The organism is Crocosphaera sp. XPORK-15E (genome assembly GCF_034931425.1).
Taxonomy (GTDB): domain Bacteria; phylum Cyanobacteriota; class Cyanobacteriia; order Cyanobacteriales; family Microcystaceae; genus UHCC-0190.
In genome coordinates this window covers 1-19,619 of the sequence record NZ_JAYGHQ010000024.1, presented here as the reverse complement: position 1 = coordinate 19,619, position 19,619 = coordinate 1, and the positions used below count along the sequence as shown (strand labels likewise).

16 protein-coding genes, 2 tRNA genes, 2 rRNA genes, 1 other RNA gene and 2 pseudogenes are annotated in these 19,619 nt (G+C 38.9%); 9 read left to right on the top strand and 14 right to left on the bottom strand.

The window, feature by feature from the left end; translation table 11 throughout:
- The first annotated feature begins 13 nt into the window (after positions 1–13).
- Positions 14–1,171, top strand: coding sequence for a nuclear transport factor 2 family protein (locus VB691_RS22140; RefSeq protein ID WP_323293700.1), 1,158 nt, complete (start codon positions 14–16; stop codon positions 1,169–1,171).
- A gap of 28 nt (positions 1,172–1,199) precedes the next feature.
- Here the strand turns inward: VB691_RS22140 and VB691_RS22135 are convergent, their stop codons facing one another.
- On the bottom strand, positions 1,200–2,750 hold the full coding sequence (locus VB691_RS22135; protein ID WP_323293699.1) for a hydantoinase B/oxoprolinase family protein: 1,551 nt from the start codon (positions 2,748–2,750) through the stop codon (positions 1,200–1,202).
- Positions 2,751–2,944: 194 nt separating this feature from the next.
- Between VB691_RS22135 and VB691_RS22130 the strand changes: the two are divergent.
- Positions 2,945–3,118: pseudogene (locus tag VB691_RS22130) on the top strand (element excision factor XisH family protein); the annotation flags it as partial.
- A complete protein-coding gene (locus VB691_RS22125; RefSeq protein WP_323293698.1) occupies positions 3,091–3,249 on the top strand; it encodes an element excision factor XisI family protein in 159 nt (52 codons plus the stop codon). The pseudogene VB691_RS22130 and the gene VB691_RS22125, both read left to right, overlap by 28 nt.
- A 58-nt stretch (positions 3,250–3,307) precedes the next feature.
- On the opposite strand, the pseudogene VB691_RS22120 reads toward VB691_RS22125, so the two are convergent.
- From VB691_RS22120 to VB691_RS22100, 5 genes and pseudogenes are all read right to left on the bottom strand, one after another.
- Positions 3,308–3,520 (bottom strand): annotated as a pseudogene (locus VB691_RS22120) (winged helix-turn-helix domain-containing protein); the annotation flags it as partial.
- Between the two features lie 146 nt (positions 3,521–3,666).
- On the bottom strand, positions 3,667–5,763 hold the full coding sequence (locus VB691_RS22115) for a hydantoinase/oxoprolinase family protein (protein WP_323293697.1): 2,097 nt from the start codon (positions 5,761–5,763) through the stop codon (positions 3,667–3,669).
- Between the two features lie 162 nt (positions 5,764–5,925).
- Positions 5,926–6,171 carry a hypothetical protein gene (locus tag VB691_RS22110; protein ID WP_323293696.1) on the bottom strand — a complete coding sequence of 82 codons (246 nt, stop codon included), beginning with the start codon at positions 6,169–6,171 and terminating at the stop codon, positions 5,926–5,928.
- Positions 6,172–6,367: 196 nt separating this feature from the next.
- Entirely contained in the window at positions 6,368–7,147 is a 780-nt protein-coding gene (locus tag VB691_RS22105; RefSeq protein WP_323293695.1) for a photosystem II S4 domain protein, read from the bottom strand.
- 14 nt (positions 7,148–7,161) lie between these two features.
- Entirely contained in the window at positions 7,162–7,674 is a 513-nt protein-coding gene (locus VB691_RS22100; protein ID WP_323293694.1) for a hypothetical protein, read from the bottom strand.
- A gap of 110 nt (positions 7,675–7,784) precedes the next feature.
- Here VB691_RS22100 and VB691_RS22095 point away from each other — a divergent pair, with 110 nt between their 5' ends.
- Entirely contained in the window at positions 7,785–8,345 is a 561-nt protein-coding gene (locus tag VB691_RS22095) for a Uma2 family endonuclease (protein ID WP_323293693.1), read from the top strand.
- A gap of 94 nt (positions 8,346–8,439) precedes the next feature.
- Here the strand turns inward: VB691_RS22095 and VB691_RS22090 are convergent, their stop codons facing one another.
- Together VB691_RS22090 and hemB are read right to left on the bottom strand one after the other, a co-directional pair.
- Entirely contained in the window at positions 8,440–10,161 is a 1,722-nt protein-coding gene (locus VB691_RS22090) for an AIPR family protein (RefSeq protein ID WP_323293692.1), read from the bottom strand.
- A gap of 149 nt (positions 10,162–10,310) precedes the next feature.
- On the bottom strand, positions 10,311–11,306 hold the full coding sequence (gene hemB / locus VB691_RS22085; RefSeq protein ID WP_323293691.1) for a porphobilinogen synthase: 996 nt from the start codon (positions 11,304–11,306) through the stop codon (positions 10,311–10,313).
- A 126-nt stretch (positions 11,307–11,432) separates the two neighbouring features.
- On the opposite strand from hemB, the gene ssrA reads away from it, so the two are divergent.
- Positions 11,433–11,820: a transfer-messenger RNA gene (gene ssrA / locus VB691_RS22080) on the top strand.
- A gap of 273 nt (positions 11,821–12,093) precedes the next feature.
- On the opposite strand, the gene VB691_RS22075 is transcribed toward ssrA, so the two are convergent.
- Both VB691_RS22075 and VB691_RS22070 read right to left on the bottom strand, forming a co-directional pair.
- Positions 12,094–12,390: a hypothetical protein gene (locus tag VB691_RS22075; RefSeq protein WP_323293690.1), complete on the bottom strand. Its 297-nt coding sequence runs from the start codon at positions 12,388–12,390 to the stop codon at positions 12,094–12,096.
- A 405-nt stretch (positions 12,391–12,795) separates the two neighbouring features.
- Positions 12,796–12,867, bottom strand: a tRNA-Val gene (locus VB691_RS22070).
- Positions 12,868–12,921: 54 nt separating this feature from the next.
- Here VB691_RS22070 and VB691_RS22065 point away from each other — a divergent pair.
- Complete coding sequence (locus tag VB691_RS22065) at positions 12,922–13,500, top strand: metal-binding protein (RefSeq protein WP_323293689.1); 579 nt, start codon at positions 12,922–12,924, stop codon at positions 13,498–13,500.
- A 15-nt stretch (positions 13,501–13,515) separates the two neighbouring features.
- On the opposite strand, the gene nuoK is transcribed toward VB691_RS22065, so the two are convergent.
- From nuoK to nuoH, 4 genes are all read right to left on the bottom strand, one after another.
- Positions 13,516–13,827 (bottom strand): NADH-quinone oxidoreductase subunit NuoK, encoded by a 312-nt coding sequence (gene nuoK, locus VB691_RS22060; RefSeq protein ID WP_323293688.1) that lies wholly within the window; start codon positions 13,825–13,827, stop codon positions 13,516–13,518.
- A 36-nt stretch (positions 13,828–13,863) separates the two neighbouring features.
- A complete protein-coding gene (locus tag VB691_RS22055) occupies positions 13,864–14,490 on the bottom strand; it encodes an NADH-quinone oxidoreductase subunit J (RefSeq protein ID WP_323293687.1) in 627 nt (208 codons plus the stop codon).
- 140 nt (positions 14,491–14,630) lie between these two features.
- Positions 14,631–15,215: an NAD(P)H-quinone oxidoreductase subunit I gene (gene ndhI / locus VB691_RS22050; RefSeq protein WP_323293686.1), complete on the bottom strand. Its 585-nt coding sequence runs from the start codon at positions 15,213–15,215 to the stop codon at positions 14,631–14,633.
- 41 nt (positions 15,216–15,256) lie between these two features.
- Complete coding sequence (nuoH, locus tag VB691_RS22045) at positions 15,257–16,375, bottom strand: NADH-quinone oxidoreductase subunit NuoH (protein ID WP_323293685.1); 1,119 nt, start codon at positions 16,373–16,375, stop codon at positions 15,257–15,259.
- A 657-nt stretch (positions 16,376–17,032) separates the two neighbouring features.
- On the opposite strand from nuoH, the gene VB691_RS22040 reads away from it, so the two are divergent.
- From VB691_RS22040 to VB691_RS22030, 3 genes are all read left to right on the top strand, one after another.
- Positions 17,033–18,522 (top strand): 16S ribosomal RNA (locus VB691_RS22040).
- A 145-nt stretch (positions 18,523–18,667) separates the two neighbouring features.
- Positions 18,668–18,744: transfer RNA gene (locus VB691_RS22035), tRNA-Ile, on the top strand.
- A gap of 146 nt (positions 18,745–18,890) precedes the next feature.
- Positions 18,891–19,619 (top strand): 23S ribosomal RNA (locus tag VB691_RS22030); the annotation flags it as partial.

The window sequence follows — 19,619 nt, the reverse complement described above, 5'->3', positions numbered from 1 at the left end:
GACTTAAAAACTAATGAAAAAATCAGCTAAAGAAGTCATCGAATCCATTTATCAAGCGATTAATAACCGAGATATTGAGAAAGCAACAGAATGGGTAGATCAAGATTGTATTTATCAAGATGTTAACTTTTCTCAAGCTTTTGAAGGGAAAAAAGCGGTTAGAAATCTCTTTAAAGAATCTTGTGAAAATGTGCCTGATGATTTTAAGTTTGTGATTGATGAAATTACCACAGGAGATCCTTTTAAAGTTGGGGTATTATGGCACGTTGAATTAGATAATATTCCTATCCCTAATGGCAGAGGTGTTAGCTTTTATCGTATTTCTGAAACCACAGGAAAACTTATTTTTGCCAGAGATATTGTTGAACCCCCGCTTAAACCAGGTAAAGCATCCTTTTTTATTATTCGTTTAGTTACTCCCTTAATTAGAAGATTTCTTAAACAAGATTCTACAACAGAAAAAAGACAACCAATACTTTCAACTTTTTTATGGTTACTTTCAGGAACTTACATTTATATTTTACTCTGTTCTGCTCCTAATTATATCTTACCTGGGGAACCTTTTTGGGCAGTTCAACCAGAAACCATTAAAGAAGTGATTAATGAATCTATCAATTTTTTCTTTATTTTACCCCTCTTAAATATAGCAGGAATTCATCTCATGGAATCTCCTATTGTTCATCCAATAATAGAAGCACAATTTAACTTTGCCGAAGCTTGGATATTTATGTTTCTTCCTTTATTATTAGCAGATAAACGTATCAGAAATTTTCCAAAACTTGCCCTTTGGAGTATGGCAATGTTTCTTACAAATGTATTTCTTTGTCCTTATATGGCATTACGGTTTAATCAACCTATTCCCCAAGAAATAGAAGACCATAAAAAGGGACTTTTAGACCGTTTATTTGGTTGGACAGGGTTAATAATTGGTACAATAGCTATTGTATGGATATTTATTGGTCGTCCAGAATTTGGAGATTTAGCCCAAAGAATAGAATATTTTATCACACAGTTAAACAGTAGCCGTGTGGTGATTGCTTTTTCCGTAGATTTAGTCTTATTTGCAATCTTTCAAATGATATTAATGGGGGCAGTTATACCCCCTAATAATCAACAGCGTCAGTTAAGATTTATTCCCTTCTTTGGACTCGCTTTATGGTTAATTATTTAACGAGGTAGGAGTCAACTACTTTTGACCCCTAGGATATTAACCCAAAGCCTCCACTTCCAGGAGTTTCTATGATAAAAGTATCATCAGATTCCATTTCTACTGTTGCGGTACTTTCTACAATTTCTTCTGTTCCATCATGACGTTTAACCCAATTTTTGCCGACTTTTCCAGGTTCCCCTCCTGCCAACCCAAAAGGTGGAATTATGCGATGTCCAGACAAAATATTAGCTGTCATGGGTTCTAAAAATTTAATCTTTCTAATAACACCATTACCACCAGAATATTGACCTTTTCCTCCACTATTTTCACGAATTTTAAATTCTTCAACTAACACCGGATAACGAAATTCTAAAACTTCGGGATCAGTTAATCGAGAGTTGGTCATGTGGGTATGAACTGCATCAGTTCCATTAAAGTTAATTCCTGCACCAGAACCCCCACAAATTGTCTCATAATATTGATATTTTTCGTTACCAAAAGTGAAATTGTTCATGGTTCCTTGAGACGCGGCCAAAACACCTAAAGCCCCATACAAAGCATCAACAATAACCTGGGATGTTTCTACATTTCCTGCTACAACAGCAGCCGGATATTTAGGGTTAAGCATACAGCCTTCAGGAATGATTAAATGAAGGGGTTTAAGACAGCCAGCATTGAGAGGAATATTATCATCAACTAAGGTACGAAAGACATATAAAACAGCCGCTTGAGTAACAGCTTTAGGGGCATTAAAGTTACTATTGAGTTGGGGAGAAGTTCCGGTAAAATCAATAGTCGCGCTGCGGTTTTGACTATCAATAGTAACTTTAACCTTGACTGTTGCGCCCTGATCCATTGTATAAGTAAATTCTCCATCTGTTAACACATCAATCGCTTTTTTGACACATTCTTCTGCATTATCTTGAACAAACTTCATATAAGATTGAACAGTTTCTAAACCGTAGTTTAAAACCATTTTATGCAGTTCTTGTACTCCCTTTTCATTGGCAGCAATTTGTGCCTGAAAATCAGCAATATTTTGTTCTGTATTTCTTGCTGGATAAGGATTGTTCGCTAAAACTTCCCTTAATTCTTGTTCTCTAAACTGTCCTTTTTTAACCAATAAAAAGTTATCAAATAAGATACCTTCTTCTAAAATTGAGGTAGAATGGGGAGGCATAGAACCTGGGGTAATTCCTCCAATATCAGCCTGATGTCCGCGAGAAGCAACATAGAACAAAATGTGCCGATTACTATCATCAAAAACCGGAGTAATAGCGGTTACATCAGGTAAGTGAGTTCCTCCATTATAGGGATTATTAGACAGATAAACATCACCAGGTTGTAGGATATTTCCCTTATCTTGAATGAGACTTTTAATACTCTCACTCATACTCCCTAAATGGACAGGAATATGAGGTGCATTAGCCACTAATAAGCCTTGTTGATCGAAGATCGCACAGGAAAAATCAAGGCGTTCTTTAATATTAACAGAAGATGCTGTATTTTGTAGGGTAATTCCCATTTGTTCGGCAATAAACTGATAGAGATTTTTGAAGATTTCGAGATAAATGGGGTCTGGTTTAGATAAGTTGTACATTTTCTGGTTATGAAATTAAAGGATGATATTTAGTTAATCGCATTTTCCACTTACATTCAACTACAATTGGACTAAATTTTTCTACAATTATAGAATTATATTGCTTTAATTATGTTATATTTATTATAGGGTCTACTGTAACTGATATTTAATGTCTTTATGTCTGCTAAAGATGTTGTCCATTAGCATTAGAGGAGTTTGAACCTGAGAGAACTTTATATTTGGCTATTCCTGATGATATTTATAATAACTTTTTTCAAGATACCTTTATTCAAAAAGTGATTGAAAATTACTCTATTAAATTAATTATTGTTAATCCCCAAAAAGGAGAAATTATCTTATGGAAACCCTCACCTATCAACAATTAATTACAAATATTATTAAAAATTATGCTGATAAACATCCTCAAAACAGCCCAATAGAAACACAGATAATTTGTGATACTCAAAATCATCATTATTTATTATTGTATATAGGTCAGCATCTTGAACCGTCTTAACAATCTCTTTTACATCTAGATCATTGACATTAATAGAGGTTGAAACTAAAGACCATACACCGCGTGCTGAATTCTGTAAGAGTCCGTATTTTTTTAGATAAGTTCGACTCCAGGCAAGTCTATATTCAACCTCACTTTGTGATGTACTGCCATGTGTAATTTCAAGCACATTATCGGGTATGTTGAGAAGTTCCACTACTTTCTCATAAATCTCCTTGTTTGTACCAGACCCACCCAAAATTTGTAGCGTCTCAATCGTAGGCAAAAGCATTGAGTCAAATGTTGGAACTGACGAGGCAAATTGATTCATATAACAATCCGTAATTATATGGCGATTGTAGAGGAATATAAACTCATTTTATCAGATTAATGTTCAATTTCAAGTATTGTTAGATTGGAAGAAATTCTTGGCTAACATTAGTCCCGTTCTACAATCAAATGGTTATAATCAGTTAATCTTGCTTTCCAGTTAGGTTCAACCATAATAGTGCTAATTTTTTCAACAATAATAGCTGGCCCCTTAATTATATCTTGAGGTTGTAAATCTTCCCGTTGATAAATTGGGGTATCTTGCCATTTATTTTCAGTAAACACTTGTACAGTTTCTATGGGGTTAGGTAACTCATTTAAAGGACGAATACGAGTCATTAAAGGTTCTTCTGGAGTCTCCATCATTTGAATTATTTCTACAGAAACTGATTCAACTATAAGCATCTTTTGAGATTGAATAAACCCGTAGCGTAATTGATGTTCTTCCTCAAATTTTTGCTGCATTATAGCAACATTATCAGCAAAATCTACTAATAAAGTTGAGTTAGTACCTTGATATTTTAAACTGACTTTTGGGACAACTTTTTCCCCTTTGATAGACTCATCTAAATCAAGTTCATTTCTCGCTTGATTTTTTAACTTATTAATGACTTCTTGTAAATCAGTAATTAAGTCTTGATTTAAGGGTTTTTCGATGGCACTTTCTTTAATTACTCGAATATCAGCTAAACCCATTCCATAAGCACTTAAACCTCCCGCATAAGGATGGAGAAATACCGTTTTAATTCCCAATGTATCCGCAATTAAACAAGCTACTTGACCCCCTGCACCCCCGAAAGTACATAAGGCATAATGAGTCACATCATAACCCCGTTGTAAGCTAATTTTCTTAATAGCATTAGCCATATTTTCGACAGCTATTTTAATGAATCCTGCGGCGATTATTTCAGGACTATTTTGATTATCTGTAGCTTGATAAATTTCTTGAGAAAGTTCTATAAATTTCTGGTTAACTATCTCTTTATCCAATGGTAAATTGCCATCTTTACCGAAAATATGGGGGAAATATTGAGGACGAATTTTACCTAACATTACATTAGCATCTGTCACGGTTAATGGGCCACCGCGACGGTAACAAGCAGGGCCAGGGTTAGCACCTGCGGAGTTTGGCCCTACTTTGAAACTCGCTCCATCAAAGCATAAAATTGAACCACCACCTGCAGCAACGGTGTGAATACTTAATACGGGAACCCGCATTCTTGCGCCAGCGATTTCATTATCTAATTGTCGCTCATATTCACCTTTAAAATGAGCTACATCAGTGCTAGTTCCCCCCATATCAAAGGTTATAATTTGTTTAAAACCTGCTCTTAAACTTGTTTGGACTGCCCCAACTATTCCCCCTGCTGGCCCCGATAAAATACTATCTTTTCCTTGAAATTTATGAGCATCAATTAACCCCCCATCTGATTTCATAAACATCAATCTTGTGTTGGGTAACTGTGCAGAAACTTGGTCAACATACCGTCTTAAAATTGGGGATAAATAAGCATCAACTACAGTAGTATCTCCTCTAGAAACCAGTTTCATTAAGGGACTAACTAGGTGAGAAATTGAGATTTGAGTAAAGCCAATTTCTTGAGCAATTTGAGCGACCTGATTTTCGTGTTTTGGGTAGCGGTAACTGTGCATTAAAACAATGGCACAACTTCTTATACCTTGATTATAAATTGTTTGTAAATCTTCTCTAACTTGTTCTAAATTAACTGGAATTAATTCATTGCCATTAGTGTCATATCTTTCTTCTACTTCAATAACTGATTCATACAACATTGAGGGTAAAATTATCTGACGAGCGAAAATATTAGGACGGTTTTGATAACCAATTCTCAGCGCATCTTTAAAGCCTTTAGTTATTAATAAAACAGTGCGATCACCTTTTCTTTCTAATAGGGCATTTGTAGCAACAGTTGTCCCCATTTTTACTACTTCTATCTTCTCTGTAGGAATGGGTTGATTATCAGAAATACCTAAGATGTCTCTGATTCCTTGAATAACAGCATCTTGATAGCGTTCAGGATTTTCTGAAAGTAATTTATAGACAATTATCCATTGTTCATTAGGTAAAGGTACAATTAAAAATTGTTCGGCTTTTCGAGATAATTTATTGATGATTTTTGAATCATTGACAACGGCAACTATGTCCGTAAAAGTACCACCACGATCCACAAATATTTTTAGCATTTTTGAATAGCATTTATTGTCCTATCTTATACTATACAATTTTATTCTATCAGTAGCAATAGGAGGTTGTCGAACTATCATAAAGATGATTTAGAATTATCATTTAATTTAAACGAAAAATAAGGTAGGCATTGCCCACCCTACGTTAATGATAGTTGATCTTTATGCCATAAGACAAAATTCTTCAATGGTAATCTTTGCTTCCCCATGATCAGGTATCCAAATAACCCATTCCGTCTCTGAATTTTGACATAATAAGATTGCTTCATCGTAACAAAAATCTGTCAAAGGATTAAACAAACTAACCCACATATTTGCTTCTAATTTAGGCGGGTTTTTTGTATTATTTAAAAAGGGAGAACACCAACGCACCCTATTATTACCTGTAGCTGTCTTAACTTGTACCATATCACCCTCCTTCTCAACCGATAAAATAAGTTTGTAGTGAAGGCTTTAGCCTTAAAAGGCTGACTACCAACCTCGTAGATACAAAAAACATAAATAGTTTCTGTATCTAAAGTTACAAAAAATTAGATAAAAAAGTCAAGTCAACGTTTCATAACTTAATAATGTTGACTTGACTTTCCAATTGTTTAGCCAAAATTTATTGAAATCGCGTTAATTGGATGCGATAACGTTCTTTTTTAGTAACAGCGACTTCTCCCACCTCTAAGCGTCCTTTTCCGCGCACTGTGATTAAATCTCCCTGTTGCACATTGTAACTCGCTTGAGTGATGTCCTTCCAATTTACCCGCACATCTCCCGAACTGATCGCATCAGCCATTTTACTACGAGACATCCCAAACCCCGCGGAAGCGATCGCATCTAACCGCATAGATGCTTCAACCGTTGTCATTTCCTTGGTTTTGGGGGGACGAATTTTCAACTCACTCAGTTCCATCGGTTGAGTCTTCACAGGAACCGATCGCACTTGATTTAAGCTAGTTTCGAGGAATTCCACCAATTCGGGGACAACGATCACCTGTCCTCCCCGTTCCCCCAAAACAATAATATCCCCAATTTTTTCCCTAACGATACCTGTGCCTAAAATCGCCCCTAAGAAGTCTCGATGGGTCGCGGGGTCAAAAAGGAAGTTTCCCGCGATATCTAGGGCAGCTAGGCGAATTTGAGACTGTTCTAGGGGTATTTCAGAGCGGGCTATACCTATGCGCTGCCTTTCTGCTTGAGGATAACCTCCCCAGACCAAAATTTCCACCTCAGTCAATTTTTTGAAGGCGTTTTGCACTTCTGCAACAACAGGAGGGGACAAAAAATCACTAACCACCACTTCCCAAGTTTTGATAGCTGTTTCTGCTTTATCAATAATTTGGGCAATTTCTTCGCGGTTTTCGATTCCTTTTAGCAGTGTTTCTCTTGGCAACATTATTAAGTCTAAAATTAAACAGCAGATTGACTGTAACCTTGGAGGTTTTCGGGGTTTAAAGGACGAAGAATTTCCGTTGCTTTGTTTTTAATGCTGGTTGTTCCTCGTACCACGATAATATATTTTCCCTCATCAAGACGATTTCGGTAGGGCAAAGCGTCATCACTGCCAACGGATAACCCGGCAGTACCCCCAACAAAAAAGCTGCCCATTGCCCCACCAATGGCACCAGCAACGCCCCCTAAAATATGATTAAAGGGTTCGACTGCCCAATCAAAACTATTGACTTCTGTAATCAAATCAAAGGTATAGCCGCCAATAAATCCGAAGGGAACGAGCCAATATGCCATTAAGATAGCGCGTTTTTTCGCTTGTTGTCCAGGGTCAATGAATCCGAATTCATCGGCGGTTTTGTATCCTTTTCCTAAGATGCTAATTTGATTAGTGGGAATGCCAGCTTTTTCTAAGGCAGTATAAGCTTCTTCTGCTTGAATGCGATCGCTGACAACAGCTATAAGATAATCCATAGAGATAGTCTAGATGATTAATGTCTATGTTTCATTGTGACATCTTTATCGTCAAAATTGGTGGGGGATGAGATAAACTAAAAAATAAATCTTTATTAGTGGATTATTTTATGGCATCTTTAACCCAAACTTCTCTTACCTTAGATGAGTTTCTTTCCTCTCCCTTAGCTAATGAAAATTACGAATTTTTTGATGGAGAATTAATTCAAAAAATGTCACCCAAACGCTCTCATTCCCGTGTTCAAGGTCAATTATTGTTGCTTCTCGAAGATTGGAGTCAAAAGAAAGGAGAAGTTGGCATAGAATGGGCTATTCGTTTAAAACGAAATGGAAAAGATTGGTGTCCTATTCCTGATTTATTATATGTATCTTTTGAGAAATTAGGAGAGATTATTTTAGAAGATGATGCTTGTCCCATTCCTCCTGATTTAGCTATTGAAGTTATTTCTCCTGGTCAATCTTTTAGTGAGCTTAGTGAGAAAGCAGAAGCTTATTTAAAAGCAGGGGTTGATCGGGTTTGGTTAATTGATACACAAGTAAAAAAAATTACTGTTTTTTATCCTGACTCACCTCCACAAACAAAACAAGGTAATGATAGTTTGGCTGATAATTTATTACCTAATTTAAGTTTAACTCCTCAACAGATTTTTGAAAATGCAGGGTTACTTTAATGGAAACTGGTAGGGTGGGCAATTTTTTAAACATTAATGATTTTCTGAAAAATTAAGATTACATTGCCCACCATCTATTACTAATACTTGAACATCAATTATTCTGTCGAAGTTGATCTTTAATGGCATTAGAAAAAGATACAGTTTTAGCAATGGCACGATCATATTCACCTTCATATTTATCATTAATCACCTGATCAATGATATCGGTAGACTTTATAAACGCTTCAACACAACTCTCCTCATTCGTTAAATTTTTTTCCATTTTTTCGCAATATTTAACAAATTGGTTAGCGGTTAAATCAGGCTTATTAAAACCCGATACCTGTATTCTGAAAATATTAAGTAAATGATATTTGAATGGTTTATATTTGCTATCTATTTTATTTTTTCTAAATAGCGAATTTAACTGAAACAGTCCATAACAACTAACATAGTATCCAATAGGATGATGGGAGGATTGAAAGATTTTACTCTGTATCTCTTTTAATAAGTTTGTACGATATCTACCTGCATTATGAGCCTGTTCAAGAAACATAGAAGCAAAACATCTCATTTGTAAAGTAACATCTACAATTCTAATCTTTTCGATTCCATTTTCTCCGTGATATTGCTTTGATCTTCTCTCATAATAAAGTCTTCTATCTTCTGGCAAAGCTTTATAATATTCTTCTAATTGTTTTTGAAATTCAATCGCTTTTAATTGTTCAATGCTAACAGGTGTTTGTCGATTATTAGATTTAATAATATGATTTTTAATTTCGCTATTTTTTAATCTAATTATTTTAATAGGTATACATAAAGAGTCAGTAATTAAATCACGATTATGATATAGTACATAACTTGTTTGACAACCATTTACAATCTGATAATCTTCAATTGTCATTATTGTTCCAGATAGATTACAGGTTTCTGTAACTATTGTAATCCCATTATTGTATAACACAAAAGCATCATGTTCATTGTTAGATTTGACAGTTTCAGCAATTTCTTCATTCACATCATTATCATCACCTTGAAAGTCTCTGATATTATCATAAAATAGTCCTTTAATAATATTACCCAAATCATCTGTAATCAATTTTAGATATTCTTTTGCAGAAAGAATTCCAATATAAGCTTCTCCAACATTTTTTATCTGAGGTAATGGAAGATACTTTTCAAAATTTATTTGTTTGGCAATTTTATTATTTGCAGAACGATATAAAGTTTGTAGTGCTTTAGCATCAATTGCTATAAAATCTACTACTGAAAATATATTGAGATCCTCAATAGTTTCTTTGAGAGATTTAATTTTGTTATTCAGAGTAGGATCTTCAACCCATTTTCCTGTGGTAACATAGTATAACTTACAAATCGGGTTTGTATTTTTAAACAAAGCACATTTGTTATAAATATACTCTTTTATCTCTGTCTTATTCTCAATTTTATTGTTGTTGAGTCTGTTATTTCTGCTATCAAAAAAATCTTTTGATCCTAATAAAAATTTAGCTATATCGCCAAAATCAAAATTACCACTTCTTTTCGATTGAATTAGAATAAATGAGACATCTAAATATTTATTAGATTGGGATAAATCTTCAATTTCTTGATATGAAGAAATTAAATTACCATTAGCAATAATAGCTATACCATCTATTGATTGATCCTGTCCCCCCCCGACATGAATATCATCCAAGGAAAAAGAGTCATTGTATTCCTTAGACACAATACAATAATTAGCAAAATGCTCAAATAGGACAGATTCATCTATATTTTGTTCTAGAGACTGCTCATCTTTGAAAGTTTTAAGAAGTGCTTCTGTGATTCTATCCATAAAGATAATGTCCTGATGTTAGATTATATATTTATTTTATCTTAGATTAGTTTAAGATACGCTCTAGTAATATTGCCCACCCTACAATATTCAAAAAAAGAGCATCTACCTAAAATTGTAAATAGATGCTCTAAAAAACAAGAAAAAACCTATCCTAACCCTCCTTCCTGTAACCAACGGACAGCATCTTTAGCATGATAAGTTAAGATTAAATCAGCCCCGGCCCGTTTAAAACTGGTTAAAGTTTCTAAGGTAACTTTTTTCTCATCTATCCAACCATTTAAGGCCGCAGCTTTCACCATAGAATACTCTCCAGAAACATTATAAGCAGCCACAGGAAGATCCGTCATTTCCTTGACCCGCCAAATAATATCCATGTAAGATAAAGCAGGTTTAACCATCAACATATCCGCCCCTTCAGAGATGTCTAAATCAACCTCTTTTAACGCTTCTCTGGCATTTCCAGGGTCCATTTGATAAGTCCTGCGATCGCCAAATTGAGGAGAAGAATCCGCAGCATCTCGAAATGGGCCATAATAAGCTGAGGCATATTTAGCAGCATAAGAAAGAATCGGAATATCTTCAAATCCCCACTCATCTAAACCTTCTCGAATAGCCTGTACAAACCCATCCATCATACCCGATGGTGCAATTATATCAGCCCCGGCATTCGCTTGAGAAACAGCCGTTTTTTTCAACAATTCTAAGGTAGGATCATTAAGTACCCGTCCAGTCAAGTCACCTGTTTCTAAATAGCCACAGTGACCATGACTCGTGTACTCACATAAACAAGTATCCACGATAACCACTAAATCGGGAACCGCTTGTTTAACGGCTGTAGTGGCTTTTTGTACAATGCCATGATCATGCCAGGCCCCTGTTGCTTCAATATCCTTATCTTCAGGAATACCAAACAGAATAATGGCAGGAATACCCAGATCATAGACTTCTTTAGCCTCATCTACAATCTTATCAACCGATAGCTGATAAACCCCAGGCATAGACTTCACCTCTTTGGCTACACTGTTGCCAGGAACCGCAAATAAAGGGTAAATTAGATCATTAGGAGTCAGGATAGTTTCGCGCACCATGCGGCGTAATTGGGGCTTTTGACGCAAACGACGAGGACGATTAATGGGAAACATAAGCATCAATACATAACGACTAGCTTAATTAGTTTACGGCGATCGCTCTCTCCTCAAAGCAAAATCTTATCGATTTGTAACGTTGCCAAAATTTGAAATGGCGTTTATAATGTAAATAGAACACAAGGGGCCGCAACGGCTTCGACAGGTTGGCGAAAGCTGATTCGTGATTCAGGTCGAGAGTGAGTCTCCTCTCGAAAATCAAAGGCTCAAACAAAAAAGTAACTGCGAACAACATCGTAAACTTCAAGCGCGTGGCAGTAGCTGCCTAAAAAACTCTTTCTTAGAGTGCGCTTACTTCTAATGTGACTCCGTTAAGTATTAGAGGTAACCCCCAACGGATGCACTTACTAGCTACCTCTGGTTGGCTATTAAGTAAAGACTTTACTAGAGAATCCCACCGTTCGGGATAAGGAACGGTTCCCGTCTTGAGGATTAGAAAGACTAAACCTGTGAATGAGCGGGAAGTCAATACCCAGTCTGGACAGCAGTTCGACTCTGCTCGGCTCCATTCTACTATGAATCCCCTAAAAGCCCCGTTTAAGGCTATCGCCTGGATAACGGGGCTTTTGCTGGATATTCCGCTTTTAACCCTCAACAATGGGCGATCGATTAAACAAAATCCAATAAAAACCAAGCTGCTGATTGACGCTCTCCCGTTTTCCAAACGGGAGATTCCTAACGAGAAAACTTCGTTTTCGTTATTTTCTTGAATAATAAATTGATCCATACTTGTTTGAGTAGAGAAGTAGGCTGATGGAAATCAACCTACTGTGCCGAGCTTTTTTCAGGCAACTTTCATGTCGTCAAAAGAGCGGTCAAAGACAGCTTTTCGTTTAGAGAGCATAGATTGTCCAAAAATTTCATTTATCCATTCAGATAGATCACGACAACGAACCGTTTCAAGAGCTTGTTTAATGAGATCAGATGTCAAGTCCATCGTCTTATCCCGACTCCTAGTTAAATCATCAATTTTTTGAGAGAAAAATCTTAATTGTTCTTGTTTTTCTAAAGCTCTCTCTTTCCAATTTTCTCGACTCTCTTTAAAATAACGAATTTGACGGCTTACAGGCATAGTAGACATTGATTTTTTCACCGCGATCAGAGAAATAGGTAAATCTTAAAAATATCAAATAATCTATCATTTAAATCCCAAAAAGTCAATTAATTATGACCAAAAGCGTTTCATTCCCCTTAACTCTCCAAAAATCTGGATTTCTTAAATAGAGAGTTAGTTAGCGGACAATGTCCGCTAACTAACTTCCCCGTACAAAAAGGCTTTTGGGACTTGCGTTTAAATAATATACCAATCACGGCGGAATAATAGTCACGTCCCATTTGGACAAATTTTCATCCAATTGCCAGAATTGCTCAAAAATTTCTAAGTCAGAAGATTTTACTGTTATGCCTTTTTCATAACTTTTTTCAATATTTGAAAGACCCAAATCTGTAACTAATGACAGATTTGGGTCGCTTTTATCTATAATTATGGGCGATACTGGACTTGAACCAGTGACAGCCTGCTTGTAAGGCAGGAGCTCTACCACTGAGCTAATCGCCCTCACTCATGTTTTACTAAGATAACACATCTTGCTCAAAATACAAAATTTTTTTTATGCCTTCTGGTCGCACCCACGATCGCATTACGGTTTTAAGCTTACCTGGCCTCGCTTTGGTAGGATATATCTTCACCCGTCGCTTTGACTTAATTCTTTGGTTTAGCGGGGCTTATTTGTTCAGTGGGTTGATGTTTGGCCCAGATCTCGATATTCACTCCCTTCAATATAAACGATGGGGAATTATTCGCTGGATTTGGCTACCCTATCGCTCCTGTCTCAAACATCGTTCTTTTTTCTCTCATGGTTTTTTTGTGGGAACTCTGCTTAGAGTGGCTTACCTATCAATTATTGTAATGATTCTGGCTATATTTGGGGTTGCGATCGCCCAACTATTTTGGGGGTTTCCTTGGAATTGGCAAACTTTTAGTTATAATACCCTGACTTTAGTAACAACTGACTATGGTTTAGAAGCGATCGCTGTTTGGGTTGGGTTAGAATTAGGGGCCATGAGTCATAGTATCAGCGATCGCCTGGGAACTGCAATCAAAAGTTCTCAAAAAAAGACTAAATCTCGTACTCCTCAACGCAAAAAAATAACCCGACGAAATGAATCTCATCGGGAAAAAAGAGGGTAAAAATTTCTCAGCCGCTTACCATTTTAGCAAATTAAATTGCTCCATGTCCGTTGTTTCTCGGTTACGATAAATGGCCAAAACAATAGCTAAACCGACTGCTGCTTCTGCTGCGGCAACGGTAATCACAAATACGGTAAAAACTTGACCTTTAATGCCAACCGGATCGAGAAAATTAGAAAATCCGATTAAATTAATATTTACCGCATTTAATAACAATTCAATGGACATCAACACTCGAACCGCATTACGACTGGTCACTAATCCATAAATTCCAATACAGAAAAGAGCAGCAGCCAGTAATAGACAAAACTCCAATTGTACTTGCATAATACCTCGTTTTCACTCAACAAATGTAGGGTTTTCTTAGTCTGAAGATTTAGAAGCGGTTAACTCTCTTGCTTCCAATTCCGTCAAACGCTCTGGTAAAGTTAAAGATGTAATTACCCCTTCTTGAGTGGTGGGCAAAGTATCAGGAATGAAGTCACGACGAGCCAGAATAATTGCCCCTACCATTGCCATTAATAACAAGACAGAAGCTAATTCAAAAGGTAAGAGAAAATCACTAAAGAAATGCTTTCCAATCTCCACAACTGTATTTTCAATCATCCCTGGTGCATTAGTTTCAATTGACCAAGGGGTGATAAAAATCATGGTAGCGAGTAAGACAAAAATGCCCCCACAAACTATGGCAGTTGCTGCCTTGCGTATCCAGCGTCTGGGGACAGTTGAATAATCTTGTTTTTTGTTCACCAACATGATAGCAAACAAGATTAAAACATTGACGGCTCCTACATAAATTAACACTTGAGCCGCGGCCACAAAATCAGCATTTAAGAGAATATAAATTCCCGAAATACTGATAAAAACTCCCCCTAATAAAAAAGCAGAATGAACGATATTAGGGAGTAAAACAACGCCCAAGGCAGTAGCAATTACTAACCCGGCTAAAATTGCAAAAGAAACCACTTGAACGCCTTCTGCCAAATTCACTATCTTTGATGCTCCTTTTTTTTAGTTGATAGTTGATAGTTAATAGTTGATAGGTCATAGGATTTTAGATGTTGCATTTATGTTCAATTTCCAAGCTAAAATCTTTGGGTCATTGTTAATCCCTATCAACTATCTCGCCCTTAAGATTTCGTATCTTCGATAATTTCTTCAGGACGTTTCCCTGATCGTTGACTTCCTGCGGGTAAATCATGAGGATCAAGCACCCCTTTGGGTAAATATCCTAACTCTCGTAAGGGAGTCACCATAGGATCTTGAGTCACTTTATAGGGTAAGCGTCCGAGGGCAACATTATCATAATTTAACTCATGACGATCATAGGTTGCCAGTTCATATTCTTCTGTCATGGATAGACAATTTGTGGGACAATATTCAACACAATTTCCACAAAAAATACAGACTCCAAAATCAATACTGTAGTGTTTGAGTTCTTTCTTTTTCACTTCCTTATTAAATTCCCAATCTACTACAGGAAGATTAATAGGACATACTCGAACACAAACTTCACAAGAAATACACTTATCGAATTCAAAGTGAATTCTGCCTCGATATCTTTCCGAGGGAATCAACTTTTCGTAAGGATATTGTACAGTAACGGGGCGACGACGCATATGATCGAAGGTGACAGATAAACCTTCACCGATATACTTAGCCGCCTCAATTGTCCCTTTGGCATAATCGCCGACTTGTTTGAGAATCTTGAACATAACGGTAACAGAGTGAGTCGTTAACAACAAACAGAGAATAATTAACCACCAAATGCCACAGGAAACGCTAATTTTAGGGCAGCAGTTAATAATAGATTAACAAGAGAAACAGGTAAGAGGAATTTCCAACCTAAATCTAACAATTGGTCAATTCGCACACGGGGAACTGTCCAACGCATGAGAACGGCAATAAAGATGAGAAAATAGGCTTTAAGCACGGTCATGGTAATGCCCAAAGCTGCCGTAATCACCTGTAACCAAGAACTGGTTTCACTAACCCCTAACCAACCTGCTAATTTATCTAGGGGAACGGGAAATTCCCAACCTCCCAAATACAGGACGGCAAAAACGAGGGCAGATAACACTAAGTTAACGTAAGAACCCACATAAAATAAGCCAAACTTCATTCCCGCGTATTCCGTTTGGTATCCGGCCACAATTTCTTCTTCTGCTTCCGGTAAATCAAAGGGAAGACGCTCACATTCTGCCAAAGCCGCGATCCAAAAGATCAAAAATCCTACAGGTTGCCGCCAAATATTCCAGCCTAAGATACCGTAACCTGCTTGTTGTTGGACAATATCAATGGTGCTGAGACTATTAGACATCAGGACGATCGCCAATACAGCAAAGGCTAAGGGAATCTCATAACTAATAGATTGTGCCGCGGCCCGCAAGCCACCTAACAGGGAATACTTATTATTAGACGCATAGCCAGACATTAATAAACCAATAGGAGCAATACTTGATAAAGCGATCCAGAGGAAAATTCCCACATTGAGGTCAGTAATGATTAAATTTTGACCAAAAGGGACGATTAAATAGGAAAGAAAGACAGGTAATACCACTAAAACGGGCCCCAAGGTAAATAACCAAGGATCGGCCTTCGCGGGGATAATGTCCTCTTTAAACACCAATTTAATGCCATCGGCTACAGGTTGTAACACCCCAAGAGGGCCAGCATATTCAGGGCCAATGCGTTGTTGGGCCGCGGCGGAGATTTTTCGTTCTAACCAAACAACGACTAACACCCCAACAGTTGCTCCAATAATCATCAAAAAGGAGGGCAAAGGAATCCATAAAGCCTTTGCGACCCCACTAGAAAGCCCTAATTGTTTCAGGGATTCGATAAAACTTGCTTGTAGGTCAATTCCTGTGTTCATTCTGTTCTGTATAGTGGACTTTTGGCCAGATTATAAAACCCATAAGTATAATTATCCAGAAGACATCTCCAAGAATGCACCTCAAACCCTGATCTGCTAAGGGGCAAATCGAGGCTATTGGATATGTCTTATGGGTTTTTGCTTAATTCTATGTTAATTCATTAACTAGCTCGTCAAACAACAGTCTTGTCTTGTGTAATGATTTTTTCACCCTGTTTCTTCCTGATCGCCTAAATACGACCATGAGTTTTCGATCTTCCCCTAAGAAGTATGTCAATGGGTAAATTTGATTGGCAGGAGCTTCACCAGCCATCAAAAAAGAAATACCGATGATATCGATCAAGTTGATCTGAATCGTCAAACCCCAAAAGGTGCAACTAGAGGGCATTTCAAGGAATCTCAAAAAAAACTTTGAAAAAAGGGTTGACAATCCCTGGGAGATTGGTTATATTTGTAAATGCGCGGTTGAAAGCGGAAACGCCTGACGCGCTCCGAACCAAGAAAAATCTATAGTTTGAAAGCTGAAGTTTAACAGCCCCTTGTTGTTTAAAGCAATTATACTCCATTAGTTCCTAGTTGTCTAGGGTACGAGGGAGAAACAAATCAGTTTCTTGATATCTATTATATAGAGTAGAGAACTGAGTAGCCAAATCAAACACTATGGAGAGTTTGATCCTGGCTCAGGATGAACGCTGGCGGTATGCCTAACACATGCAAGTCGAACGGTGTCTTCGGACATAGTGGCGGACGGGTGAGTAACGCGTGAGAATCTACCTCTTGGTTGGGGACAACAGTTGGAAACGACTGCTAATACCGAATGTGCCGTAAGGTGAAAGATTTATTGCCAGGAGAAGAGCTCGCGTCTGATTAGCTAGTTGGCGGGGTAAAGGCCCACCAAGGCGGCGATCAGTAGCTGGTCTGAGAGGATGAGCAGCCACACTGGGACTGAGACACGGCCCAGACTCCTACGGGAGGCAGCAGTGGGGAATTTTCCGCAATGGGCGAAAGCCTGACGGAGCAATACCGCGTGAGGGAGGAAGGCTCTTGGGTTGTAAACCTCTTTTCTTAGGGAAGAACAAAATGACGGTACCTAAGGAATAAGCATCGGCTAACTCCGTGCCAGCAGCCGCGGTAATACGGAGGATGCAAGCGTTATCCGGAATTATTGGGCGTAAAGCGTCCGCAGGTGGTTTTTCAAGTCTGCTGTCAAAGACTGGAGCTCAACTCCGGAGAGGCAGTGGAAACTGGAGAACTAGAGTTCGGTAGGGGTAGCGGGAATTCCCAGTGTAGCGGTGAAATGCGTAGATATTGGGAAGAACATCGGTGGCGAAGGCGCGCTACTGGACCGAAACTGACACTCAGGGACGAAAGCTAGGGGAGCGAAAGGGATTAGATACCCCTGTAGTCCTAGCTGTAAACGATGGAAACTAGGTGTGGCTTGTATCGACCCGAGCCGTGCCGTAGCTAACGCGTTAAGTTTCCCGCCTGGGGAGTACGCACGCAAGTGTGAAACTCAAAGGAATTGACGGGGGCCCGCACAAGCGGTGGAGTATGTGGTTTAATTCGATGCAACGCGAAGAACCTTACCAGGGCTTGACATGTCGCGAATCTCGGTGAAAGCTGAGAGTGCCTTAGGGAGCGCGAACACAGGTGGTGCATGGCTGTCGTCAGCTCGTGTCGTGAGATGTTGGGTTAAGTCCCGCAACGAGCGCAACCCTCGTTTTTAGTTGCCATCATTAAGTTGGGCACTCTAGAGAGACTGCCGGTGACAAACCGGAGGAAGGTGGGGATGACGTCAAGTCAGCATGCCCCTTACGCCCTGGGCTACACACGTACTACAATGGTTGGGACAAAGGGCAGCGACCTCGCAAGAGAAAGCGAATCTCATCAAACCCAGCCTCAGTTCAGATTGCAGGCTGCAACTCGCCTGCATGAAGGAGGAATCGCTAGTAATCGCAGGTCAGCACACTGCGGTGAATTCGTTCCCGGGCCTTGTACACACCGCCCGTCACACCATGGAAGCTGGTCACGCCCGAAGTAGTTACCCTAACCTTTCGAGGGGGGGGACTCCTAAGGCAGGGCTAGTGACTGGGGTGAAGTCGTAACAAGGTAGCCGTACCGGAAGGTGTGGCTGGATCACCTCCTTTTAGGGAGACCTAATTCAAGGTAAAAGGCAAAAGGCAAAAGGCGCAAGTCTGGAGTCATAAAAAAATAACCTTAACTTGAATCAATCCCAAGGTCGTGCAAGGGAAATGTAATCAGCTTTCAAACTAAGAACAGGTTCGGGATAATGGGCTATTAGCTCAGGTGGTTAGAGCGCACCCCTGATAAGGGTGAGGTCCCTGGTTCAAGTCCAGGATGGCCCACCATTAATCCCCTGAAACTGTAAGAAGTGACAAAAAAGATTCAGCACCTTTGTTTTGTAAAAGACAGAATGCTGGATAGCATTGTCCAGTCCGTACCTTGAAAACTGCAGAATAACGAGTCAACAAAGTCCAAGAAATGAAGACCAAAAGGTCAAGCTACAAAGGGCTAACGGTGGATACCTAGGCACACAGAGGCGAAGAAGGACGTAGTTACCGACGATACGCTCCGGGGAGCTGGAAGCAAGCATTGAGCCGGAGGTTTCCGAATGGGGCAACCCTATGTACGGTTACCTGAATCTATAGGGTAACGCGAGCGAACCGGGTGAACTGAAACATCTTAGTAACCCGAGGAAGAGAAAGCAAAAGCGATTCCCCCAGTAGCGGCGAGCGAAAAGGGACAAGCCTAAACCATCGACTAAGGTTGATGGGGTCGTGGGACAGCAACGTGGACTGTAGCGGTTAGACGAAGCAGCTGAATACTGCACCAAAGGAGGTGAAAGTCCTGTAGTCGAAAACTTAAACAGCCTAGCTGAATCCCGAGTAGCACGGGGCAAGTGAAATCCCGTGTGAATCAGCGAGGACCACCTCGTAAGGCTAAATACTCCTGTGTGACCGATAGCGAAACAGTACCGCGAGGGAAAGGTGAAAAGAACCCCAGTAAGGGGAGTGAAATAGAACATGAAACCGTTAGCCTACAAGCAATGGGAGGACGATTAAACGTCTGACCGTGTGCCTGTTGAAGAATGAGCCGGCGACTTACAGGCTGTGGCAGGTTAAGAGCAAAAACTCGAAGCCAAAGTGAAAGCGAGCCTGAATAGGGCGATAGTCACAGTTTGTAGACCCGAACCCGGGTGATCTAACCATGGCCAGGATGAAGC

Bases quoted from the DNA above. Each gene is read 5' to 3' on its own strand.
- hemB (WP_323293691.1), bottom strand. From the start codon at position 11,306: ATGTTTCCCATTAATCGTCCTCGTCGTTTGCGTCAAAAGCCCCAATTA.
- VB691_RS22090 (WP_323293692.1), bottom strand. From the start codon at position 10,161: ATGGATAGAATCACAGAAGCACTTCTTAAAACTTTCAAAGATGAGCAG.
- nuoH (WP_323293685.1), bottom strand. From the start codon at position 16,375: ATGAACACAGGAATTGACCTACAAGCAAGTTTTATCGAATCCCTGAAA.
- nuoK (WP_323293688.1), bottom strand. From the start codon at position 13,827: ATGCAAGTACAATTGGAGTTTTGTCTATTACTGGCTGCTGCTCTTTTC.
- VB691_RS22100 (WP_323293694.1), bottom strand. From the start codon at position 7,674: ATGGATTATCTTATAGCTGTTGTCAGCGATCGCATTCAAGCAGAAGAA.
- VB691_RS22075 (WP_323293690.1), bottom strand. From the start codon at position 12,390: ATGTCTACTATGCCTGTAAGCCGTCAAATTCGTTATTTTAAAGAGAGT.
- VB691_RS22110 (WP_323293696.1), bottom strand. From the start codon at position 6,171: ATGGTACAAGTTAAGACAGCTACAGGTAATAATAGGGTGCGTTGGTGT.
- ndhI (WP_323293686.1), bottom strand. From the start codon at position 15,215: ATGTTCAAGATTCTCAAACAAGTCGGCGATTATGCCAAAGGGACAATT.
- VB691_RS22115 (WP_323293697.1), bottom strand. From the start codon at position 5,763: ATGCTAAAAATATTTGTGGATCGTGGTGGTACTTTTACGGACATAGTT.
- VB691_RS22140 (WP_323293700.1), top strand. From the start codon at position 14: ATGAAAAAATCAGCTAAAGAAGTCATCGAATCCATTTATCAAGCGATT.
- VB691_RS22065 (WP_323293689.1), top strand. From the start codon at position 12,922: ATGCCTTCTGGTCGCACCCACGATCGCATTACGGTTTTAAGCTTACCT.
- VB691_RS22105 (WP_323293695.1), bottom strand. From the start codon at position 7,147: ATGTTGCCAAGAGAAACACTGCTAAAAGGAATCGAAAACCGCGAAGAA.
- VB691_RS22125 (WP_323293698.1), top strand. From the start codon at position 3,091: ATGGAAACCCTCACCTATCAACAATTAATTACAAATATTATTAAAAAT.
- VB691_RS22095 (WP_323293693.1), top strand. From the start codon at position 7,785: ATGGCATCTTTAACCCAAACTTCTCTTACCTTAGATGAGTTTCTTTCC.
- VB691_RS22135 (WP_323293699.1), bottom strand. From the start codon at position 2,750: ATGTACAACTTATCTAAACCAGACCCCATTTATCTCGAAATCTTCAAA.